Source organism: Bacteroidota bacterium, from assembly GCA_016715945.1.
Taxonomy (GTDB): domain Bacteria; phylum Bacteroidota; class Bacteroidia; order Bacteroidales; family F082; genus JALNZU01.
This window is the reverse complement of record JADJXJ010000003.1, coordinates 661,114-679,187: the sequence shown is the minus strand read 5'-3', so window position 1 is coordinate 679,187 and position 18,074 is coordinate 661,114. Positions and strand designations below refer to the sequence as shown.

Here is an 18,074-nt window from a genome sequence, read left to right as displayed (position 1 = left end):
ATATATGACAAAACAAAAGAAAAACACAAACCCTGCTGCGCCCGACACCGAAGCCCTCAGGCAAGCCTTGATGGAGGCCGAAAAACAACAGGTTCAACAGGCTGAGAATGCGGTGGCTGATGTTGAACAACGCTACGGGGTGAGCATTGGCCTGCGCCTCGATGTGCAACGCCTGAGCCAGATTATCACCTTCATGATTACCAACAGGCAAGACAGCGTTACCCTCAAATATGAAATTTGGAAATAAATCAAAAACTATTTAAAACCCTTTTAAACCATGGCACAATACGACCTCATCTTTTTACGCAACAATGCCACCAGTGGCATTGAGTTTGCCGAGCAAATTGTCCCCAAGCCTACAGCCCAGGGAATGTTTCTCACCCAAGACCCCATCAACGGCGCCCTTTCGTGGAGTAAAACCCTAATAGACGGTGTGCTCAGCGGCACTGTAAGCGGTTCGGCCATAGTGAGCAACCTCGACACACCCCCCGCAGCAGGCAAACTGCCCGATGCTCTGGCGGTATATAACAAAATCGTGAACCACCTGGCCGCCAGCGACGCTATGGTGTTCAAGGGAGGCCTCAACTGTGCCTCCAACCCCAACTATCCGGCAGGAAATGCGGGCGACTCCTACCGCATTACGGCAGCAGGCCGCGTAGGCGGCGCCTCGGGCCCTGTAGTAGAAGTAGGCGATGTGCTCATTTGCAGCCAGGACAACAGCGCAGCAGGCGACCACGCTACCGTGGGCACAAACTGGGTGATTGTGCAAACCAACATTGATGGCGTAGTAACCGGCCCTTCGAGCTCCGTTGACAATCGCGTGGCGCTCTTTAACGGCACCAGCGGAAAGGTGATCAAACAGGCTACTGTGGCTATCAGCGAAATAGCACTCAAATCGAGCCTCATTGCCGACATCAATGCCGCTGGCTCTGGTACTATTGCCAAAGAACGCCTCTATGCCTTTACCAAGGCCGACATAGGCCTGGGCAACGTGCCTAATGTTGACACCACCGACGCGGCCAACATTACCTCCGGCGTGCTCAATGCTGCCCGCATACCCAGTCTTACGGCCAGCAAAATCAGCGATTTCAACACGGCCGTGCTCAATGCACCCTACACCTACGGCTCTGCCACCAACATCAACCAAACACTCGCTGCTTTGGCTGCCAACGTGGCCGACCACGATACCACCCTAAGCAGCGTGGCCCTGCGACGCACCCCAACCAAGCCTGCCAGCGCAACCGCAGCAGGCACCTTATTCGATGTGCATATCGACAGCACCGAAGGTTATCTTTACATCTGCACCGTGGGCGGAGCCGCCGGCACTGCCCGCTGGAAGCGTGCTGCACTCGCAAGCTGGTAATGCCATGGCACAATACGACCTTGTTTTGCTGCAAAACCAAAGCCCCTCGGACGTGAGCTTCAACGAGGTGATGCTGGGTGTGCCCAACGAAGCAGGCCATGCCCTCACCCAAAACCCCGCCAACGGCGCCTTGGCGTGGAAACCAGCTATGCTGCTTGTGGCCACGCTGCCCACCAACACCAACCTCAACACCGTTACCACCAGCGGCTGGTACGACCTGCCGGCCCTCAGCTCTTACGACAACATACCTGAGGTACCACCGCCGGCCGTTTTGCAGGTGTTCGACATTAAATCTATGGTTGTTCAGCTTCTTTATGCAGCATACCCCGACCAATCGGGCCACTTTATCTTTTTCCGCAACAAGGTGGGCAATTATTGGCGCGGCTGGCAGCCGATAGCCCAAAGCGCCAACCCGCCCGCCGAACTGCTCGACGAAAATGATGTTGTCAATTTGATCAACAACAGCAACAAACAAATCATCGCAGAAAACCCTGTTGTTGATACTTTTGATTTGCTACCTATTCACAAAAACCACCTGATACTCCTTTATGCCGAATTAGACCCAAGAAATCCACCTCCTTATTTTAATGTCAATATTCATCACCAAAATCAATTTACGCCAGGCGAAGGCTACGAGATTGGGAGTGTGTACGAACTATGTTTGATGTCCGATACAGAAACCCAACTCAATTTCATTGTGGATGAAACAGTTATTTCGGGCGGCGAGCAATTAGTGCATGGGAGGTATGACCTTATAAAGTACACGTCCGCGCGGCTCACATGCATCAAAAACAACGAGTGGTTAGTTGAATATACAAGATAAATATAATCATGGCACGCAGCATAGGCGAGATATTTGACCAGATCGTTGAGGCGAGGGCACAGCAGCCAGGCTTAGAGGCACTTGACAGCAGCAGTAAAATGGCTGTGTGGCGGCTGTGGGCGTATGTAACGGCTGTGGCAATAGCCTCACTGGAACAACTGTTTGACCTCTTCAAACTCGATGTGGCCGATATGCTAAGACGTAAATCGCCGGGTTCGTTGCCCTGGTACCGCAGTACTGCCATGCAGTTCAGGCCGGGCAGCACACTCATCTACGATACCGAAGGCCGACCCGTTTACCCAAATGATGGTCAGCCTGCCATCATCGACCAGTGCAGCGTGCTCGAAACCAACAGCGGCCTGGTGATCAAAGTGGCAAAACGGGATGGCGACAACCTTACATCGCTTACTAACGATGAGATGAGGGGTTTGGTGGCCTATATGCAGGCTTTAAAATATGCCGGAACACCCATACGCTTCATCAGTGGCCCTGCTGTTTTTCTGGATATAAGGCTTGACATCTTTTACGACCCAATGGTGCTGCAAAGCAGTGGCCAACCGTTCAACAGCGATAATGAAGTGGCTGTTGATGCAGTTAAAAACCTGCTTAAGAAATTACCTTTCGACGGCAGGCTCCTGCGTAGCCAAATCATAGAAACCTTGCGCGCTCAGGAGGGAATTGTGGATGCAGCCATCACCGAGGCAAACACATGCTACGACAACCAGGCACCAAAACCACTTGGCAATTACCATATCCCCGAAAGTGGCTGGTTCGAACTTCGCAACATACTAATCAATTACATTCCAAATGTATAACCTTCGTTTCGACAAGCTCATCAATCAGTTGCTGCCGCCTTTCATGCGCCAAACCACGCACGAACAGTGGCTTCTGGTGTTGTTGAAGCCAATCGAAACATTGTATAACCGCTTTATTAACATCAACACCGAAACATCACAGCTGGCACAGGTTACCGGCCAGGTCGCTTCGGTTGAATATTATCTCAATAAACGCTTCTGCGGCAATGGGGAGCTGAAAATCATCCGCATTACCGACGAGTCGCGTCAACCCGACATCTACCTTTTCCTCGCCCCACATCTCGAACAATCCTACTTATTCAGGTTTTTCGACGCTCGCTTACCCCCCATTATTTTTGCGCTAAACGATTGGCATGGGCCTCATTTTGTGGTAAATGTGCCAGCCAATCATTTCGATGATTATACCAACCTGATCAGTTTAGTTAATGCCATACGGCCACGAGGCTTTGTATGGGAGTTGCGCAATTATGTATTGGACGGATACGAACACAGCTGGCACGGCCGGATTTGCATACAGCAAACCATGGCACAGCCAAGCTTTGACCATGAATGGTCTGGAGAAATTTGTCTGCAATTTCCCTTGCCGCCAGAGCTATTTACATATTACATAATTTGGTCAGGTCAGGTCTGCGTGCAAATTCCTGAGCCATCAACAACACAACATTTACACCAATGGACAGGCCAGGTGTGCGTGCAACAGCCTGCCGGTTACATCCATAGCTGGATAGGCCAGGTGTGCGTGCAGCAGCCTGCCGGCTACAACCACAATTGGACAGGCCAGGTGTGCGTGCAGCAGCCTGCCGGCTACAACCACAGCTGGACAGGCCAGGTGTGCATGCAGCAGCCTGCCGGCTACAACCACAGCTGGACAGGCCAGGTGTGCGTGCAACAGCCTGCCGGTTACATCCATAGCTGGATAGGCCAGGTGTGCGTGCAGCAGCCTGCCGGCTACAACCACAATTGGACAGGCCAGGTGTGCGTGCAGCAGCCTGCCGGCTACAACCACAGCTGGACAGGCCAGGTGTGCGTGCAGCAGCCTGCCGGCTACAACCACAGCTGGACAGGCCAGGTGTGCGTGCAACAGCCTGCCGGTTACATCCATAGCTGGATAGGCCAGGTGTGCGTGCAGCAGCCTGCCGGCTACAACCACAATTGGACAGGCCAGGTGTGCGTGCAGCAGCCTGCCGGCTACAACCACAGCTGGACAGGCCAGGTGTGCGTGCAGCAGCCTGCCGGCTACAACCACAATTGGACAGGCCAGGTGTGCGTGCAGCAGCCTGCCGGTTACATCCATAGTTGGACAGGCCAGGTGTGCGTGCAGCAGCCTGCCGGCTACAACCACAATTGGACAGGCCAGGTGTGCGTGCAGCAGCCTGCCGGCTACAACCACAGTTGGACAGGCCAGGTGTGCGTGCAACAACTTTTCTCAGATGATGAAAATTAAACCACAAAACCTTTATAGATATGTCAAACAAAGTTCACAACGGCAATGCAAGAAACAAGTTCTTGACTATTCACAAGAAGGATGCACAGGGCAATAATGTGCCGGGCTATCCTAAGTATTATTCGATTGTAGAGGCCTTCAGCCACCCTCAAGGCAACGAACCAGCCCTGACGAATGCACAATTTGCCCAACTTAGCGATGCGGCCTATACCACTCGCCTGAACAAATTTGTACAAAAAGTTGCACAGCAAAACCCTGGTATCGAACTGGATGTCCCGGATCTAAAAGTTGGAGCAGTGGTTTATACTGCCATGTGCGATATCGCTGTTCCGGTGCCTCCTGATGGCGCAGTAACTGATAGCGTTGGCGCCGGTGATGGAAGTGGAACTATTCCAGTACTCGACAACTTGTAAGTATGGACAGGCTGAAATTAGACCTTTCGGGGGGCATGCCCCTAAACCTTGACGACCTGCACTTCGAAGCCAGTGCGCTTCGAAGTGCTTTGTCCGACATTGTCAAATCGCTATACCCAGGAAATCTTGCAGTCGTACTGCATGGATGTGAGTTGAACCAAACGCCAACAGGTATTTCAGTTGGTGCAGGGGCTATTTTCTATAATGACGAAATTTGGCCTGTGGCACAGCACCACCTCACAGTTCCTCTTCCTTTACCAGATGAGCCAATGTGGGTGTTTAGCTCACAACCTGGACCACACGGCACTAAAACCTTCTTCAACGGCGAAGTTCACAATGTGCACGAGCTACGTAGGTGTATGATGAAACTATCAGGGGATGATGGAGCGATTGCAGCAATCCCTGTTTCATTAGTGCCCTATGCTGGTAAGCTCAACCGCAAAGAGGTGCGGTTGTACCCAATCGCCGCAAATGGTGTTAACGATCTTTCAAACATCAGCAAAAGAAGTTACGCGCTTAAAGTAGGTGAAATAATGCAGTTATTTCTTGGTTATAGTTTTCATCTGTTTGGCTCAGAGCCACTGCACCTAACAACCCTCCCATCTTCTTTACGTCCCCCGTATTTGTCGGAGCATTTAGTTAATGGATTTCAACCGACTTACTACCAGCAACCTAATGTACCTATACTGCTAAAATTTCATTCAGACGGAAAAATCACAGCACAACGCATAATACCGCAACAAGGCTTGTCCGAAGTAGTGCTGCAAGCCACCATTATTCTAATTCTATAAACTAAATTTTACACATTTGGTTTTTGAATTTGATACATTTGGTTTTTGGGATCATAGAACCCAGCTTGAGCTGCAAAAAACACACGACAACCTGCTTTATTTTTTAAACCACCTGCCCGTGGGCATCGCACTCATTAACGAACATTTCCAAATCAGGCGGGTAAACCAGGAACTGCAGAAAACACTGAATCATCATCCAGGCTGTGTTCCCGGGGCCGACATCCGAAAACTTTTTGCAACCTCCTCGCAGGACGATTTTTATAGACTCATATTTAATTTACCTGAAGAAGAAAGCGCCTCCGTTTCACCTGTGCTTATCGTTGACGGTGAGCAGCAACAAATTTTCTGCAGGCTCATGGCAAGGCGAATTGACATGGAAGACGGGAACTATGTTGTATTATTTGAAGACATATCCAAAGAAATAGAAACCCGTCAGGAACTCGAGTACAACCGGCAAATTCTGGAAAAAGTAGGCACCCATGTATGGGATGTGGTGGGTTTTGCAGGCCAGGATCTGCGTTTTCGATGGATAAGCCCTTCGGTCAGACAATATGGCTATGAACCTCACGAAGTGGTCGGAAAAAGCATTTTTAGCTATGTGCATCCTGACGACCTGCCTGCAATCGTGCAGGCTACCCAGGAAGCGATAAAAAATGGCCAGCCCGGAATTGCAGAATATCGCCTGATAAAAAAAGACGGTCAGGCTGTGTGGGTCGAAACCAGCGGAAATCTTGCCTACGATGCACATGGCAACATTTCTTCCGCAGTATTTGTAACGCGCTCAATCGAAGAACGGAAGAAAATGGAAAAGATGCTTCAGCAGCAAAACCAGGAACTGGCAGCGCTCAACGCCACCAAGGACAAGGTGTTTTCGATCATCGCACACGACCTGAGGAGTCCTTTCTCTGGTTTACTGGGGCTTACTGAACTCCTGGTGGGTATCGACCAGGTAAACGAAGCATCAGAAATACCTAAGCTTGCCTCAGCAGTGCACCAATCGGCCCTGCGGGCTTTCAATTCCCTGAACGACCTGCTGGATTGGGCAAGATTGCAACGACAAAGCATCGTCCCAAAGCCGGAACAATTTGAGGCAAAGGCAGTTTATGAGCAGCTGCACAAACAATTCGAGCAAAACCTAAGGGATAAAAACCTCACCTTCCATATGGCATTTTCGCAGGATCTGAAAATATTTACCGATCCGGTGTTGCTGGAGCGTATTCTTTGGAACCTGCTTTCGAACGCCATCAAATTTTCTGAAAAGAATAAGGCAATCACCCTCCGGATTGAGACAGAAAACCCTGATAGATACATATTAAGCATTGAAGATCAGGGCATTGGAATACCCAATGACATGCTACCCGAGCTTTTCGAGCTAAGCGAACGGAAACAACGTAAGGGAACCAACAACGAGCATTCGGCCGGTCTGGGACTGATCATCGTAAAAGACCTTGTCAAGTTGCTTGGAGGCAGCATTGAAGTGCGAAGCGAGGAAGGCAAAGGCAGCACATTCAGCCTGTGGTTGCCGGGTAAAAATCAGGTGCCTGAATCCTGAAACCTGCTGGCCATCATACGCAGTGCGGCCATCTCTCGCCATTTTTTTCTGGCCTCTTCTGCGGGCACGCCAAAGTAGGTTTTTCCAGCTTCAAGGCTTTTGTCCACTCCTGAAGTAGCAAGGACTACCGCACCTTTGCCGATCACCAGGTCTTTGTTTACCGACACCCTGCCCCAAAGAATCACATCGTCTTCGATGCGGGTCACCCCGGCTATGGCAGCAAACGCGCCAATCAGGCAGTTTTTTCCGATATAGGTATCGTGCCCCACCTGGCAATGGTTGTCCATCTTTGTGCCATCGCCAATTACGGTATCGCCTGTAACGCCGCGGTCGATGGTGCACAGCGCGCCCACTTCCACCCTGTTGCCCACCATAACCTTGCCGCAGCTTTCGAACTTGCGGTAGCCCTCGGGCCTGCGCTGGAAATAATAGGCATCGGCGCCGATCACCGAGCCGGAATGAATGATAACCTCGTCGCCTATCACACAATGGTCGTAGATGCTGACGTTGGCGTGGATGACGCAATTGCGGCCGATGACCACGTGATGTCCGATGAACACTCCCGGCTGAATCACCGTTCCTTCGCCAATCACGGCAGTGTCGCTCACCATCGAGCCCGAAGGCACAAACGGCCTGTGTTTTTTGATGAGTGAAATAAATGCATCAAAAGGCTGGTCGTGAAAGATCAGCGCCTTGCCCTCAGGGCATTCCACCTTCTTGTTGATGATGATGGTCGTCGCGGCCGAGTTGAGGGCCTTCTGGTAGTACTTGGGATGATCCACGAAAGTGAGATCGCCCGGTTCCACCATGTGTATCTCGTTGAGGCCGGTAATTAAAAAGTCGGGTTGGCCCTCGAAACTTACGCCGAGCATGGTGGCCAGACCCGACAGGGTATAAGGTGTGGAGAATTTCATGCGCAGGCTTATTCTTTAGCCCTTTCGCTGTAGGTGCCTTCGGCTGTATTTACCTTCACCTTGTCGCCTATGTTGATAAACAAAGGCACGCGGATCACGGCGCCCGTTTCGAGCGTGGCTTCTTTCATGGTGTTGGTGGCGGTGTTGCCGCGTTCACCAGGTTCGGTATAGGTGACCTCGAGCACCACGCTGGCCGGAAGCTCGGCGCTGAGCACGCTGTCCGATTCGGTGTGGTAGAGCACTTCGGCAATGTCGCCTTCGCGCAAAAACTGCGGCGCATTGATCAAATCTTTGGGAATGCTGATCTGCTCAAAGGTATCGTTGTTCATGAAGTAGTAATCTTCGCCGTCAGCATATAGAAACTGCATGGGACGACGCTCCACACGTTGCACGTTGATTTTTACTCCGGCCGGGAAGGTATTCTGCAGGATTTTGCCGGTGCGCAGGTTGCGCAGTTTGGTGCGGACAAAAGCATTGCCTTTGCCAGGTTTTACGTGAAGAAATTCGACGATCGAAAAGAGTTCGCCATTGAGCTCAAAGACCAGACCATTCCTGAAATCTGCCGTTGTTGCCATAAAATATTCTGATTAGTGATTTGATTTTAAGGCTGCAAAAATAGTAAAAAAGCCCCTTCAAGGGCCAGTTGTTTTGTTATAAAAATCACAATTACAAGCTATTCACGGGCCTTGCCCGGGCCTTTCATGATGCCGCGCGTGGAATTGGCAATGAAATTGAGTATTTCGTCGCGGTCGGGCGAGGCAGGCACATTGGCTTCGATGTAGGCCACAGCCTGGCTCACATTATAACCCTTGAGATAAATTATCCTGTAGATGTCCATGATGGCATTGATGCGCTCATCGCTGAATCCTCTGCGGCGCAAACCGATGGAATTGACACCGATGTACGACAACGGCTCCCGACCTGCTTTGGTGAAAGGCGGCACGTCTTTGCGCGCGAGTCCGCCACCGCTAACCATGCTGTGTGCTCCAATCTGGACGAACTGGTGCACGGCAGCCAGGCCACCAATGATGGCCCAGTCGTCGATTCTGATATGACCAGCCAGGTTGCAGGCGTTGGCCAGAATCACGTTGTTGCCGATGATGCAGTCGTGCGCCACATGCACATAGGCCATAAGCAGGCAATTGTTGCCGACTACAGTCTCCCAGCTGGCTTTTGTACCACGGTTGATGGTCACAAACTCACGGATGGTGGTGTTGTCGCCTATGCGCACAATGGTATCCTCGCCATTGTATTTGAGGTCCTGCGGAATGGCAGAGATTACTGCACCGGGAAAAATCCGGCAGTTTTTGCCAATGCGCGCACCTTCCATGATGGTCACATTCGATCCAATCCAGGTACCTTCCTCGATCACTACATTTTTTTCAATGTTCACAAATGGCTCAATCACCACATTGGAGGCGACTTTGGCCTGAGGATGCACGTATGCAAGTGGTTGATTCATAAATATATAATTCTATTTTTTCACGATTTGCGCCATCAGGTTACCCTCAGTGACCATCTTGCTGCCCACATATGCAACACCCTTCATATTGCAGATGCCACGACGGATCGGGGAGATGAGCTCGAGTACAAAAACGAGGGTATCGCCGGGCACAACCTTGTGCCTGAATTTTACATCATCAATTTTTAAGAAGTAGGTAATGTAGTTCTCAGGATCAGGCACCGAATGCAGCACGAAAATGCCTCCGGTCTGGGCCATGGCTTCCACCTGAAGCACGCCGGGCATGACAGGCTCCTTTGGAAAATGTCCGACGAAAAAGGGCTCATTCATGGTTACATTTTTTAAGCCCACTATAAACTCGTCGTTGAGTTCAAGAATGCGGTCGATCAACAGAAAAGGAGGGCGATGCGGCAGGATGCGCTGTATCTGCATCACGTCGTAAACCGGTTCCTTAAGCAGGTCGAAAGGCGGTTCTTTTTTCATGTGTCAGTTGATTGGAATATTGGTTGAAGATGATCTTAGCGAATTCCGTATTGGCATAATGACCTGGCTTATAGGCCTTTACATGACCCTTGATGCGCCGGCCAACCAGGCTGAGGTCGCCTACCACATCCAGCAGTTTGTGGCGTGCCGGTTCGTTCGGAAAATGCAGTTCCAGGTTATTAAGGATGCCTTCTTCTTTCACCTTTACTTTAGGCTTGTTGAAGAGTTCGGCCAGGCGGTCAAGTTCTTGCTGGCTCACTTTGCGGTTAACAAACACGATTGCATTGCTCAGATCGCCTCCTTTGATGAGGTTGTTTCCCAGAAGGTATTCCAGCTCGTGCAGAAACACAAAAGTGCGGCAAGGCGCAATCTCAGATACAAATTCGGTCAGGCTCGACATGTGCGCGGTTTGGGTATTGAGCACCTGGGTGCCATAGTCGATGGTAACCTCCACCGAAAATTCTTCGGCAGGGGTGATACTCAGCCAGAACCCATTGTCAGGCTGTACGATGCGCAACTCGCGGTCGATCACAAGGTATTCGCGCTCACTCTCCTGCGCTTCGATTCCGGCCTGCATGAGGGCTTCAACGAAGTAGCGTGAGCTGCCGTCGCGGATTGGGGTTTCTTCCATGTCGAGCTCAATGAGCACATTGTCGATGCCCAATCCGGTGAGGGCGGCCATCACGTGCTCAATGGTATAGACCCTGGTTCCGTTGAGGCCAATGGTTGTGCCGCGGGATGTATCCACAACATTGTTCACATGTGCAGCAATGCAGGGTTTGCCGGGTTTGTCCACCCTGCAAAAAACCACCCCGTGATCTGTTGGTGCCGGCTTAAAAGTAAGTGTACCTTGTTGTCCGGTGTGTAGTCCGGTGCCTGAAACACTCACCGGCTTTTTTATTGTGCGCTGATATTCAATCATTTGTTGAGCTGAAATTCTGGTGGCGTCGGCAAAATTTCGGCAAAAGTAGGTTTTTTTTGCTATTCTGCCCCTACCCTGCTGTTTTCGAGGCCACTGAGGCGCTGCTCCAGCTCGCGTAGCCGACGGGCCATTTCGTCGAGATTTTTAAAGTGCACATGCACGCGCTTGAAGTCGCCTATGGGGATGGCCGGTGTGCCGATGAGCAACTGACCTTTTTCCTTGATGTTCGAACCTACACCCGATTGTGCGCCCAGCTTGGTTTCGTCGGCTATGGTCAGGTGCCCTGCAAACCCCACCTGACCGCCAATCATACATTTTGCCCCCAACTTAGTGGATCCGCTGATGCCGGTTTGGGCAGCAATCACAGTGTGTTCGCCAATTTCGACATTATGGGCTACCTGAATCAGGTTGTCGAGTTTGACACCTTTGCGGATGATGGTCGAACCCAGGGTTGCCCGGTCGATGGTGGTATTGGCGCCAATCTCCACATCGTCTTCAATCACCACATTGCCGGTTTGAGGCACTTTGCGGTAGGTGCCATCGGCCTGTGGTGCAAAGCCAAAACCATCGCTTCCGGCCACTGTGCCCGCATGGATGATGCACCGCCGGCCTATCCTGGTCTGTGAGTATAGCTTTACTCCAGGGTAAAGCACGGTGTCGTCCTCAACCACACAATCGTCGCCCACATACACCTGGGGATATATTTTGACACCCTTGCCGATGACGGCCCGCTCGCCTATGTAGGCAAACTCGCCCACATACACTTCGCTTTCGACCTGCGCAGAGGGTGCGATGAAAGCCATGGACGAAATGCCCTTTTTATCGCTATTTGCAGCCTGATAGAGCTCGAGCAGCCGGGCAAATGCGCTGTAGGCATCAGGCACCCGGATCAAGGTAGCGCTCACTGGCCGCTCGGCCTCGAAGCTATCGTTCACAATCACTACCGAGCTTTCTGTCTGATATATAAAAGAGGTGTACTTCGGATTGGCCAGAAAACTCAATGCCCCCGGGCGACCTTCTTCAATTTTGGCAATGCTGTTCACCTTGGCCAAGGGGTCACCCTCCACCCTGCCCCCGATGATCTGGGCGATCTGCTGTGCTGTAAATTCCATGGGATCGTTTGTTAAAGGGCTGCAAGTTACATCATTATCGCCAGTGTGCAAAGCGCGTTGAGTGTCAAACGTTTTTTACACGTAAAGTGCTTATTTTCATTAACTTTCGTTTCTTTTGTTTAACTTTTTTTAACTCCGCAAGCCATGGGTGCGAGGTATCTTTGCGCCTCACAAAAAGCAAGACCCATCATGGTAACGGATATCAGAGAACTGAACGAAAAGATTCAACAGGAGAGCCAGTTTGTCGATTTGATCAACCTGGAGCTCAGCAAGGTGATCGTAGGCCAGAGGGCCATGTCGGAACGCTTACTCATTGGCTTGCTTGCCAACGGACACATCCTGCTCGAAGGCGTGCCAGGCTTAGCCAAAACATTGGCAATCAAGTCGCTGGCACAAACCATCGATGCCAGTTTCAGCCGGATTCAGTTTACTCCCGACCTTTTGCCGGCCGACCTGATCGGTACGCTCATCTACAGCCAGAAGAAAGAAGAGTTTCAGGTGCGCAAAGGACCCATTTTTGCAAACTTTATTCTTGCCGACGAGATAAACCGTTCGCCTGCCAAGGTGCAAAGCGCCTTGCTCGAAGCCATGCAGGAAAAGCAGGTGACCATAGGCGAAAGCACCTTTGCCCTGCCGGAACCTTTTCTGGTGATGGCCACACAGAATCCCATCGAACAGGAAGGCACCTATCCCCTGCCCGAAGCGCAGCTGGACAGGTTTATGCTGAAAGTGGTGATCACCTATCCCAAAAAAGATGAAGAAAAGCTTATTCTCAGGCAGAATATCATAAACGAAACAAGAAGCGTCGGGAAAACTGTCCGGCCGGCCGACATCATCAAAGCCCGGCAGGTGGTCAGGGAAGTGTATCTCGACGAGAAAATCGAGAATTATATCACCGACATTGTTTTTGCAACCCGCTTCCCGGGCGAATACCGGCTCAAGCGCTTCGAGCGGCTCATTTCGTATGGAGCTTCGCCCCGCGCATCCATCAACCTGGCGCTGGCTGCCAAAGCCTATGCATTCATCAAACGTCGCGGTTATGTCATTCCGGAAGACGTGCGTGCTTTGGCCCACGATGTGCTGCGCCACCGCATCGGGCTGACCTACGAAGCCGAAGCCGAAAATGTGACCACTGAAGAAATCATCAGCGAAGTACTCAACACCATCGAAGTGCCATAAGAATCATCCGGGCGAAAAGGTAAGTGATATGAGCCAGAGCACCACAGCAAACGACATCTTTGCCAAGGTAAGGCGCATCGAGATCAAGACGCGCGGACTTTCGCAGCAAATCTTCGCAGGCCAGTACCACAGCGCATTCAAAGGGCGCGGCATGGCCTTCAGCGAAGTGCGTGAATATCAGTATGGCGATGATGTGCGCAATATCGACTGGAACGTCACAGCCCGTTTTAATCACCCTTTTATTAAGGTATTCGAAGAAGAACGCGAGCTCACGGTGATGTTGCTCATCGATGTCTCAGGCTCCAACATTTTTGGTTCGGGCAAACAGCTGAAAAGGATGCTTGCCGCCGAAATTGCCGCCGTGCTGGCTTTTTCGGCCATCAACAACAACGACAAAGTCGGCGTGATTTTTTTCAGCAATCAGGTCGAAAAATTCATTCCTCCCAAAAAGGGCACTTCGCACATTTTGCGCATCATACGCGAAGTCATCAGCTTTGAGCCCATGCACAGCGGCACCGACCTGGGCGAGGCCCTGCGTTTTCTCACCAGCGCCATTAAGAAACGCTCTACAGCTTTCCTGATATCCGACTTCATTGCCGATAATTTTGAACATGCCCTGCGCATCGCTGCCCGCAAGCACGACCTGATTGCCCTGCGTGTGACCGACAAGCGCGAGAACGAACTGCCCGACCTTGGACTGGTGCGTTTCGAGGACGCCGAAACAGGACAAACCCACTGGGTGGACACTTCCACCGAAGAAGCGCGCCGGTGGTATGCCAGCTGGATTGCAAAAAAGACAGAACTCCTCAACAACACCTTTTCGCGCAACGGCGTTGACAATGTGGTGCTTTACACCGACGAAGACTACGTCCGACCCCTAATGCATCTTTTCCGCCTCAGGGCATGAATCACCTAATAATGTCGCGCTCATGGCCGAAAAAAATGTAAACATCATCAGGATACTGTTTTGCTGCCTGCTCATGGCTTTAATGTTTTTGCCAGCAGAAATCCAGGCACAAACCGTTGAGGCAAGGGCAGTTGCAAGTTCCGACAGCCTGCCCATTGGCGGCCGGATCAAGTTGCAACTGCTGCTCAAGCTCCCATCCGGTTTTGAGGCACAATGGCCCGAACTGAGCGACACACTGAGCAAACAAATCGAGATTGTATCGATGACCGCACCTGAAACCCTGCCCATCGACAACAAACAAAACGTACTGATGCGACAGGAACTCACCATTACCAGCTTCGATACCGGATGGGTCAACATTCCGCCTGTCAACATTTCTTTTGCACCCCCGGGCGACAGCATGCGTTTCGTTGCCTCCACCAATCCACTGACAATCAGAGTATTTCTTCCGGATGTTGATCCCAATGCCCCGATCAAAGACATCAAAGGCATCGAAAAGCAACCCATTACCCTGGCCGAAATCCTGCCCTGGCTGATTGGCGCCCTCGTCCTGGCACTTGCCTTGTGGCTTGGAATCAAGTATTATCTCAAACGCCGCAACCGGCCAGTTCAACTCGCACCAATCGAAGTTCCTGCCATCCCACCTCACAAGCTGGCCCTTGAACAACTCGAACAGCTCAGGTACGACAAACTCTGGCAAAACGGACAGGTCAAGGAATACTATGTGCGATTGTCGGACATCATCAGGGTGTATATTGAAGCCCAGTTTCCGGTGAATGCAGTCGAGATGACCACCCCGGAAATCATGCAAGGCATCCGCCCGCTTGGCATCAATGAAGAAGCCCGCATAAAATTGCAAAGTACCCTGGAACTGGCCGACCTGGTTAAGTTTGCCAAATACAAACCAGGTAACCTCGAAAATGAGCTGGCGCTCAACCATGCCATTGATTTTGTGGTAGAAAGTTATGCAACGGTAGCCCAGGCTGCCGAAAACAATCAAAAGGAGGAGCTGGCATGATGCGTTGGATTACCGACATCAGTTTTGCACATCCCCACTGGCTCTATCTGTTGCTGCTTTTGCCGGCGCTGATCGTTTGGTATATTTACCGTAACCATAAGCTACATCCCAGCCTGCGCCTGTCGGATGCCGGCATGATGGAGCGCATTCCCAAAAGCCCGAGGGTGGCCTTGCGGCACCTGTTGTTTGCACTGCGTCTGATGGCCCTGGCGGTGCTGATTCTGGCCCTTGCCCGGCCACAATCGAGCAGCAAAGGACAAAATGTGACCGTGGAAGGCATCGACATCGTGATCAGCCTCGATATCTCCGGAAGTATGCTCGCACGCGATTTCCGTCCCGACCGCATGGAGGCCGCCAAAGAACTTGCCGCCGAGTTTATCCGCTCGCGCAAGGGCGACCGCATCGGATTGGTCATCTTCAGCGGCGAAAGCTTCACCCAGGTGCCTTTGACCACCGACCACAATGTGGTGCTCAACATGCTTTCGGGCATTAAAAGCGGAATGATCGAAGACGGAACCGCCATAGGCGACGGATTGGCCACAGCTGTGGCACGTTTGCGCGAGAGCAATGCCATCTCCAAGGTGGTGATCCTGCTCACCGACGGGGTAAACAACACCGGCTCCATCGACCCGGTTACTGCCGCCGAACTGGCCAGGGTGTATGGGGTGCGCGTTTACACCATTGGCATCGGGAGCTATGGCACGGCCCCATACCCAGTGCAAACCCCGTTTGGCATTCAGCTCCAGGACATGCCGGTTGAAATTGATGAACCTTTGATGCAGGAAATCTCGGCCCGTACCGACGGACGTTATTTCCGCGCCACAAGCAACCAAAAGCTGCGTGAGGTTTATCAGGAAATCGACCGCCTGGAGCGTTCGAAAATCGATGTCACCGAGTTCAGCCGCAAACATGAGGAATTCAAACCACTCCTGGTGCTGGCTCTGATCCTCATCGCCCTGGAGTTTGTGCTGCGCAATACTGTTTTAAGAAGTGTAACCTGAAAACTGACAGCCATGGAAAGCACGTTCATACGATTGGAGCGGCCCGAGATGCTCTACCTGCTGGCAGTTTTACCTGTCATGCTTGTGATTTTTCTGATTGCCAACTACCTGCGAAACAAAGCCCTTCGCCGGTTTGCCGACCCCGGGATGCATGCCACCTTATTACCCCAGGCAAGCAATGCCCGCCGCTGGATAAAATTTCTGCTCCTCAGCATCGCCTGGATCTTCGCAGTCATTGCCCTGGCCAACCCCCAGTCGGGCGCCAAACTGGGCGAGGCCAAACGACAAGGCATTGATATTTTCATTGCCCTCGATGTAAGCAATTCCATGTTGGCCGAAGACATCGTGCCCAACCGCCTCGAACGAGCCAGGCAAAGCATCCTTCGGCTGATCGACAGGCTGCAGGGCGACCGCATCGGCCTGATTGTTTTCGCCGGAAAAGCCTACACACAATTGCCCCTGACCACCGATTATGCTGCCGCCAGATTGTTTTTGAATACCGTACGACCCGATATGATTCCGGTGCAGGGAACCGCCATAGCGGAAGCTATTCGTATGGGCATGCAGTCGTTCGATGTGGAAACCCGAAACAAAGCCATTGTCATCATCTCCGATGGCGAAGACCATGAGCAGGGGGCCATCGAAGCTGCAAAAGAAGCCAGTGCCATGGGCATACGCATCTTTACCATCGGATTGGGTTCGCCCGATGGCGTACCTATACCGGTGTATAACCAATATGGAAAGCAGACCGGTTACCGCAAAGACCGGCAAGGCAACACCATCGTCACCAGGTTGAACGAAACCATTCTGCAACAGATTGCCGCTGCCGGCAACGGGATGTATATCCGCGCCAACAACGCCCGACTTGGCCTCGATCAGATTCACAACGAGCTGGAGAAAATTGAGAAGTCGGAGATCGAGACCAAAATCTTCACCGAATATAACAGTCATTTCCAATGGTTTGCAGCCGCAGCGATGTTTCTTTTGATCATCGAATTGCTTCTGGCATGGCGCAAATCGCTACTCGAGACCAGGATCAGGATCTTTAAACCCAAAGCAGTGGAAAATGAATAAGGCATGGACAATCATACTTCTTGCTTTGTTTTCGGTGGGTGCACAGGCCCAATCGGACAAGCAACTGCTGCGCAGGGGTAACAAAGCCTATGTGCGCGAGGATTTTGAGAAAGCTGCCTCCAGTTACCTTAATGCACTGGAAAAGAATCCATTGAACGACAAGGCCGGCTTCAACCTCGGCAATGCACTTTTCCGGCAGCAGAATTTCGAAGAAGCCCTGGAAAAGTATCGGACAGCAGCCGACATGACCCGCAACCGCGAGCGTGAAGCCAAAGCTTCCTACAATGCGGGAAACAGCCTGCTGCAATCGGGCAAATATGCCGAAAGCATCCCTTACTATCAGCGGGCCTTGCGCATCGATCCCGATGACGAAGACGCCCGCTACAACCTGGCCTATGCCCTGAGGATGCTCCAGCAACAGCAACAGCAGCAAAACGGAGAGGATCAGAACAAACAAGGCGACAATCAGCAACAGCAGGGCAACAATCAGGATCAAAACAACGATCAGCAGCAAAATCAGCAAAACCAGCAACAACAATCGCAGGACAATAATCAGCAACAGCAACAACCTCAGAGCCGGCAGCCGCAGCTGTCAAAAGAAGAGGCCGAACGGCTGCTGCAGGCACTCACCAACGAAGAAAAGCAAACAATGGATAAGGTCAACCAGCAACGGTTCAGAACCGGTCCGAGGGTGACACGCGAAAAAGACTGGTAAGCTTTGCGCTATGGTATGTGTCGAATTGATAACTTGCCCGACCTTTGCAATGAAACTGCAACAATGAGCGTTAGAAAAAAGTTGTG

General features: G+C 51.6%; 18 protein-coding genes and 1 pseudogene. 14 read left to right on the top strand and 5 right to left on the bottom strand.

Annotated elements, in window-relative coordinates:
- Positions 1–4: 4 nt before the first annotated feature.
- From IPM52_13175 to IPM52_13140, 8 genes are all read left to right on the top strand, one after another.
- Positions 5–247 (top strand): hypothetical protein, encoded by a 243-nt coding sequence (locus tag IPM52_13175; protein MBK9292557.1) that lies wholly within the window; start codon positions 5–7, stop codon positions 245–247.
- Between the two features lie 30 nt (positions 248–277).
- A complete protein-coding gene (locus IPM52_13170; protein ID MBK9292556.1) occupies positions 278–1,363 on the top strand; it encodes a hypothetical protein in 1,086 nt (361 codons plus the stop codon).
- Positions 1,364–1,367: 4 nt separating this feature from the next.
- Complete coding sequence (locus IPM52_13165) at positions 1,368–2,186, top strand: hypothetical protein (GenBank protein MBK9292555.1); 819 nt, start codon at positions 1,368–1,370, stop codon at positions 2,184–2,186.
- An 8-nt stretch (positions 2,187–2,194) separates the two neighbouring features.
- Entirely contained in the window at positions 2,195–3,001 is an 807-nt protein-coding gene (locus IPM52_13160; protein MBK9292554.1) for a hypothetical protein, read from the top strand.
- Positions 2,994–4,445 carry a hypothetical protein gene (locus IPM52_13155; protein MBK9292553.1) on the top strand — a complete coding sequence of 484 codons (1,452 nt, stop codon included), beginning with the start codon at positions 2,994–2,996 and terminating at the stop codon, positions 4,443–4,445. Before IPM52_13160 ends, IPM52_13155 begins: the two co-directional genes overlap by 8 nt.
- Before the next feature lie 20 nt (positions 4,446–4,465).
- Positions 4,466–4,858 (top strand): hypothetical protein, encoded by a 393-nt coding sequence (locus IPM52_13150; protein MBK9292552.1) that lies wholly within the window; start codon positions 4,466–4,468, stop codon positions 4,856–4,858.
- 2 nt (positions 4,859–4,860) lie between these two features.
- The gene (locus IPM52_13145; GenBank protein MBK9292551.1) at positions 4,861–5,649 is read left to right on the top strand and encodes a hypothetical protein; all 789 of its coding nucleotides are present in this window, start codon (positions 4,861–4,863) and stop codon (positions 5,647–5,649) included.
- 118 nt (positions 5,650–5,767) lie between these two features.
- Positions 5,768–7,201 carry a PAS domain-containing sensor histidine kinase gene (locus IPM52_13140; GenBank protein ID MBK9292550.1) on the top strand — a complete coding sequence of 478 codons (1,434 nt, stop codon included), beginning with the start codon at positions 5,768–5,770 and terminating at the stop codon, positions 7,199–7,201.
- On the opposite strand, the gene IPM52_13135 is transcribed toward IPM52_13140, so the two are convergent.
- The 5 genes and pseudogenes from IPM52_13135 to lpxD form a co-directional block, all read right to left on the bottom strand.
- The gene (locus IPM52_13135) at positions 7,183–8,115 is read right to left on the bottom strand and encodes a UDP-3-O-(3-hydroxymyristoyl)glucosamine N-acyltransferase (GenBank protein ID MBK9292549.1); all 933 of its coding nucleotides are present in this window, start codon (positions 8,113–8,115) and stop codon (positions 7,183–7,185) included. The genes IPM52_13140 and IPM52_13135 overlap by 19 nt on opposite strands.
- A gap of 8 nt (positions 8,116–8,123) precedes the next feature.
- Entirely contained in the window at positions 8,124–8,690 is a 567-nt protein-coding gene (gene efp, locus IPM52_13130; GenBank protein ID MBK9292548.1) for an elongation factor P, read from the bottom strand.
- Between the two features lie 98 nt (positions 8,691–8,788).
- A complete protein-coding gene (gene lpxA / locus IPM52_13125; GenBank protein MBK9292547.1) occupies positions 8,789–9,577 on the bottom strand; it encodes an acyl-ACP--UDP-N-acetylglucosamine O-acyltransferase in 789 nt (262 codons plus the stop codon).
- 12 nt (positions 9,578–9,589) lie between these two features.
- Positions 9,590–10,982 (bottom strand): annotated as a pseudogene (locus tag IPM52_13120) (bifunctional UDP-3-O-[3-hydroxymyristoyl] N-acetylglucosamine deacetylase/3-hydroxyacyl-ACP dehydratase).
- 59 nt (positions 10,983–11,041) lie between these two features.
- Positions 11,042–12,094, bottom strand: coding sequence for a UDP-3-O-(3-hydroxymyristoyl)glucosamine N-acyltransferase (gene lpxD, locus IPM52_13115; GenBank protein MBK9292546.1), 1,053 nt, complete (start codon positions 12,092–12,094; stop codon positions 11,042–11,044).
- 189 nt (positions 12,095–12,283) lie between these two features.
- On the opposite strand from lpxD, the gene IPM52_13110 reads away from it, so the two are divergent.
- The 6 genes from IPM52_13110 to IPM52_13085 are packed head-to-tail and all read left to right on the top strand — an operon-like array spanning position 12,284 to position 17,988.
- Positions 12,284–13,273: an AAA family ATPase gene (locus IPM52_13110; protein MBK9292545.1), complete on the top strand. Its 990-nt coding sequence runs from the start codon at positions 12,284–12,286 to the stop codon at positions 13,271–13,273.
- A gap of 28 nt (positions 13,274–13,301) precedes the next feature.
- Positions 13,302–14,180 carry a DUF58 domain-containing protein gene (locus tag IPM52_13105; protein ID MBK9292544.1) on the top strand — a complete coding sequence of 293 codons (879 nt, stop codon included), beginning with the start codon at positions 13,302–13,304 and terminating at the stop codon, positions 14,178–14,180.
- A 22-nt stretch (positions 14,181–14,202) separates the two neighbouring features.
- Positions 14,203–15,198 (top strand): hypothetical protein, encoded by a 996-nt coding sequence (locus IPM52_13100; protein ID MBK9292543.1) that lies wholly within the window; start codon positions 14,203–14,205, stop codon positions 15,196–15,198.
- Complete coding sequence (locus tag IPM52_13095; protein ID MBK9292542.1) at positions 15,198–16,199, top strand: VWA domain-containing protein; 1,002 nt, start codon at positions 15,198–15,200, stop codon at positions 16,197–16,199. Before IPM52_13100 ends, IPM52_13095 begins: the two co-directional genes overlap by 1 nt.
- Before the next feature lie 12 nt (positions 16,200–16,211).
- A complete protein-coding gene (locus IPM52_13090; GenBank protein MBK9292541.1) occupies positions 16,212–17,273 on the top strand; it encodes a VWA domain-containing protein in 1,062 nt (353 codons plus the stop codon).
- Positions 17,266–17,988: a tetratricopeptide repeat protein gene (locus tag IPM52_13085; protein ID MBK9292540.1), complete on the top strand. Its 723-nt coding sequence runs from the start codon at positions 17,266–17,268 to the stop codon at positions 17,986–17,988. Before IPM52_13090 ends, IPM52_13085 begins: the two co-directional genes overlap by 8 nt.
- The last annotated feature ends 86 nt before the right edge of the window (positions 17,989–18,074 follow it).

Bases quoted from the DNA above. Each gene is read 5' to 3' on its own strand.
- IPM52_13100 (MBK9292543.1), top strand. From the start codon at position 14,203: ATGGCCGAAAAAAATGTAAACATCATCAGGATACTGTTTTGCTGCCTG.
- IPM52_13155 (MBK9292553.1), top strand. From the start codon at position 2,994: ATGTATAACCTTCGTTTCGACAAGCTCATCAATCAGTTGCTGCCGCCT.
- IPM52_13145 (MBK9292551.1), top strand. From the start codon at position 4,861: ATGGACAGGCTGAAATTAGACCTTTCGGGGGGCATGCCCCTAAACCTT.
- IPM52_13110 (MBK9292545.1), top strand. From the start codon at position 12,284: ATGGTAACGGATATCAGAGAACTGAACGAAAAGATTCAACAGGAGAGC.
- IPM52_13095 (MBK9292542.1), top strand. From the start codon at position 15,198: ATGCGTTGGATTACCGACATCAGTTTTGCACATCCCCACTGGCTCTAT.
- IPM52_13160 (MBK9292554.1), top strand. From the start codon at position 2,195: ATGGCACGCAGCATAGGCGAGATATTTGACCAGATCGTTGAGGCGAGG.
- IPM52_13175 (MBK9292557.1), top strand. From the start codon at position 5: ATGACAAAACAAAAGAAAAACACAAACCCTGCTGCGCCCGACACCGAA.
- IPM52_13105 (MBK9292544.1), top strand. From the start codon at position 13,302: ATGAGCCAGAGCACCACAGCAAACGACATCTTTGCCAAGGTAAGGCGC.
- IPM52_13170 (MBK9292556.1), top strand. From the start codon at position 278: ATGGCACAATACGACCTCATCTTTTTACGCAACAATGCCACCAGTGGC.
- IPM52_13085 (MBK9292540.1), top strand. From the start codon at position 17,266: ATGAATAAGGCATGGACAATCATACTTCTTGCTTTGTTTTCGGTGGGT.
- efp (MBK9292548.1), bottom strand. From the start codon at position 8,690: ATGGCAACAACGGCAGATTTCAGGAATGGTCTGGTCTTTGAGCTCAAT.
- lpxA (MBK9292547.1), bottom strand. From the start codon at position 9,577: ATGAATCAACCACTTGCATACGTGCATCCTCAGGCCAAAGTCGCCTCC.
- IPM52_13135 (MBK9292549.1), bottom strand. From the start codon at position 8,115: ATGAAATTCTCCACACCTTATACCCTGTCGGGTCTGGCCACCATGCTC.
- IPM52_13150 (MBK9292552.1), top strand. From the start codon at position 4,466: ATGTCAAACAAAGTTCACAACGGCAATGCAAGAAACAAGTTCTTGACT.
- lpxD (MBK9292546.1), bottom strand. From the start codon at position 12,094: ATGGAATTTACAGCACAGCAGATCGCCCAGATCATCGGGGGCAGGGTG.
- IPM52_13165 (MBK9292555.1), top strand. From the start codon at position 1,368: ATGGCACAATACGACCTTGTTTTGCTGCAAAACCAAAGCCCCTCGGAC.
- IPM52_13090 (MBK9292541.1), top strand. From the start codon at position 16,212: ATGGAAAGCACGTTCATACGATTGGAGCGGCCCGAGATGCTCTACCTG.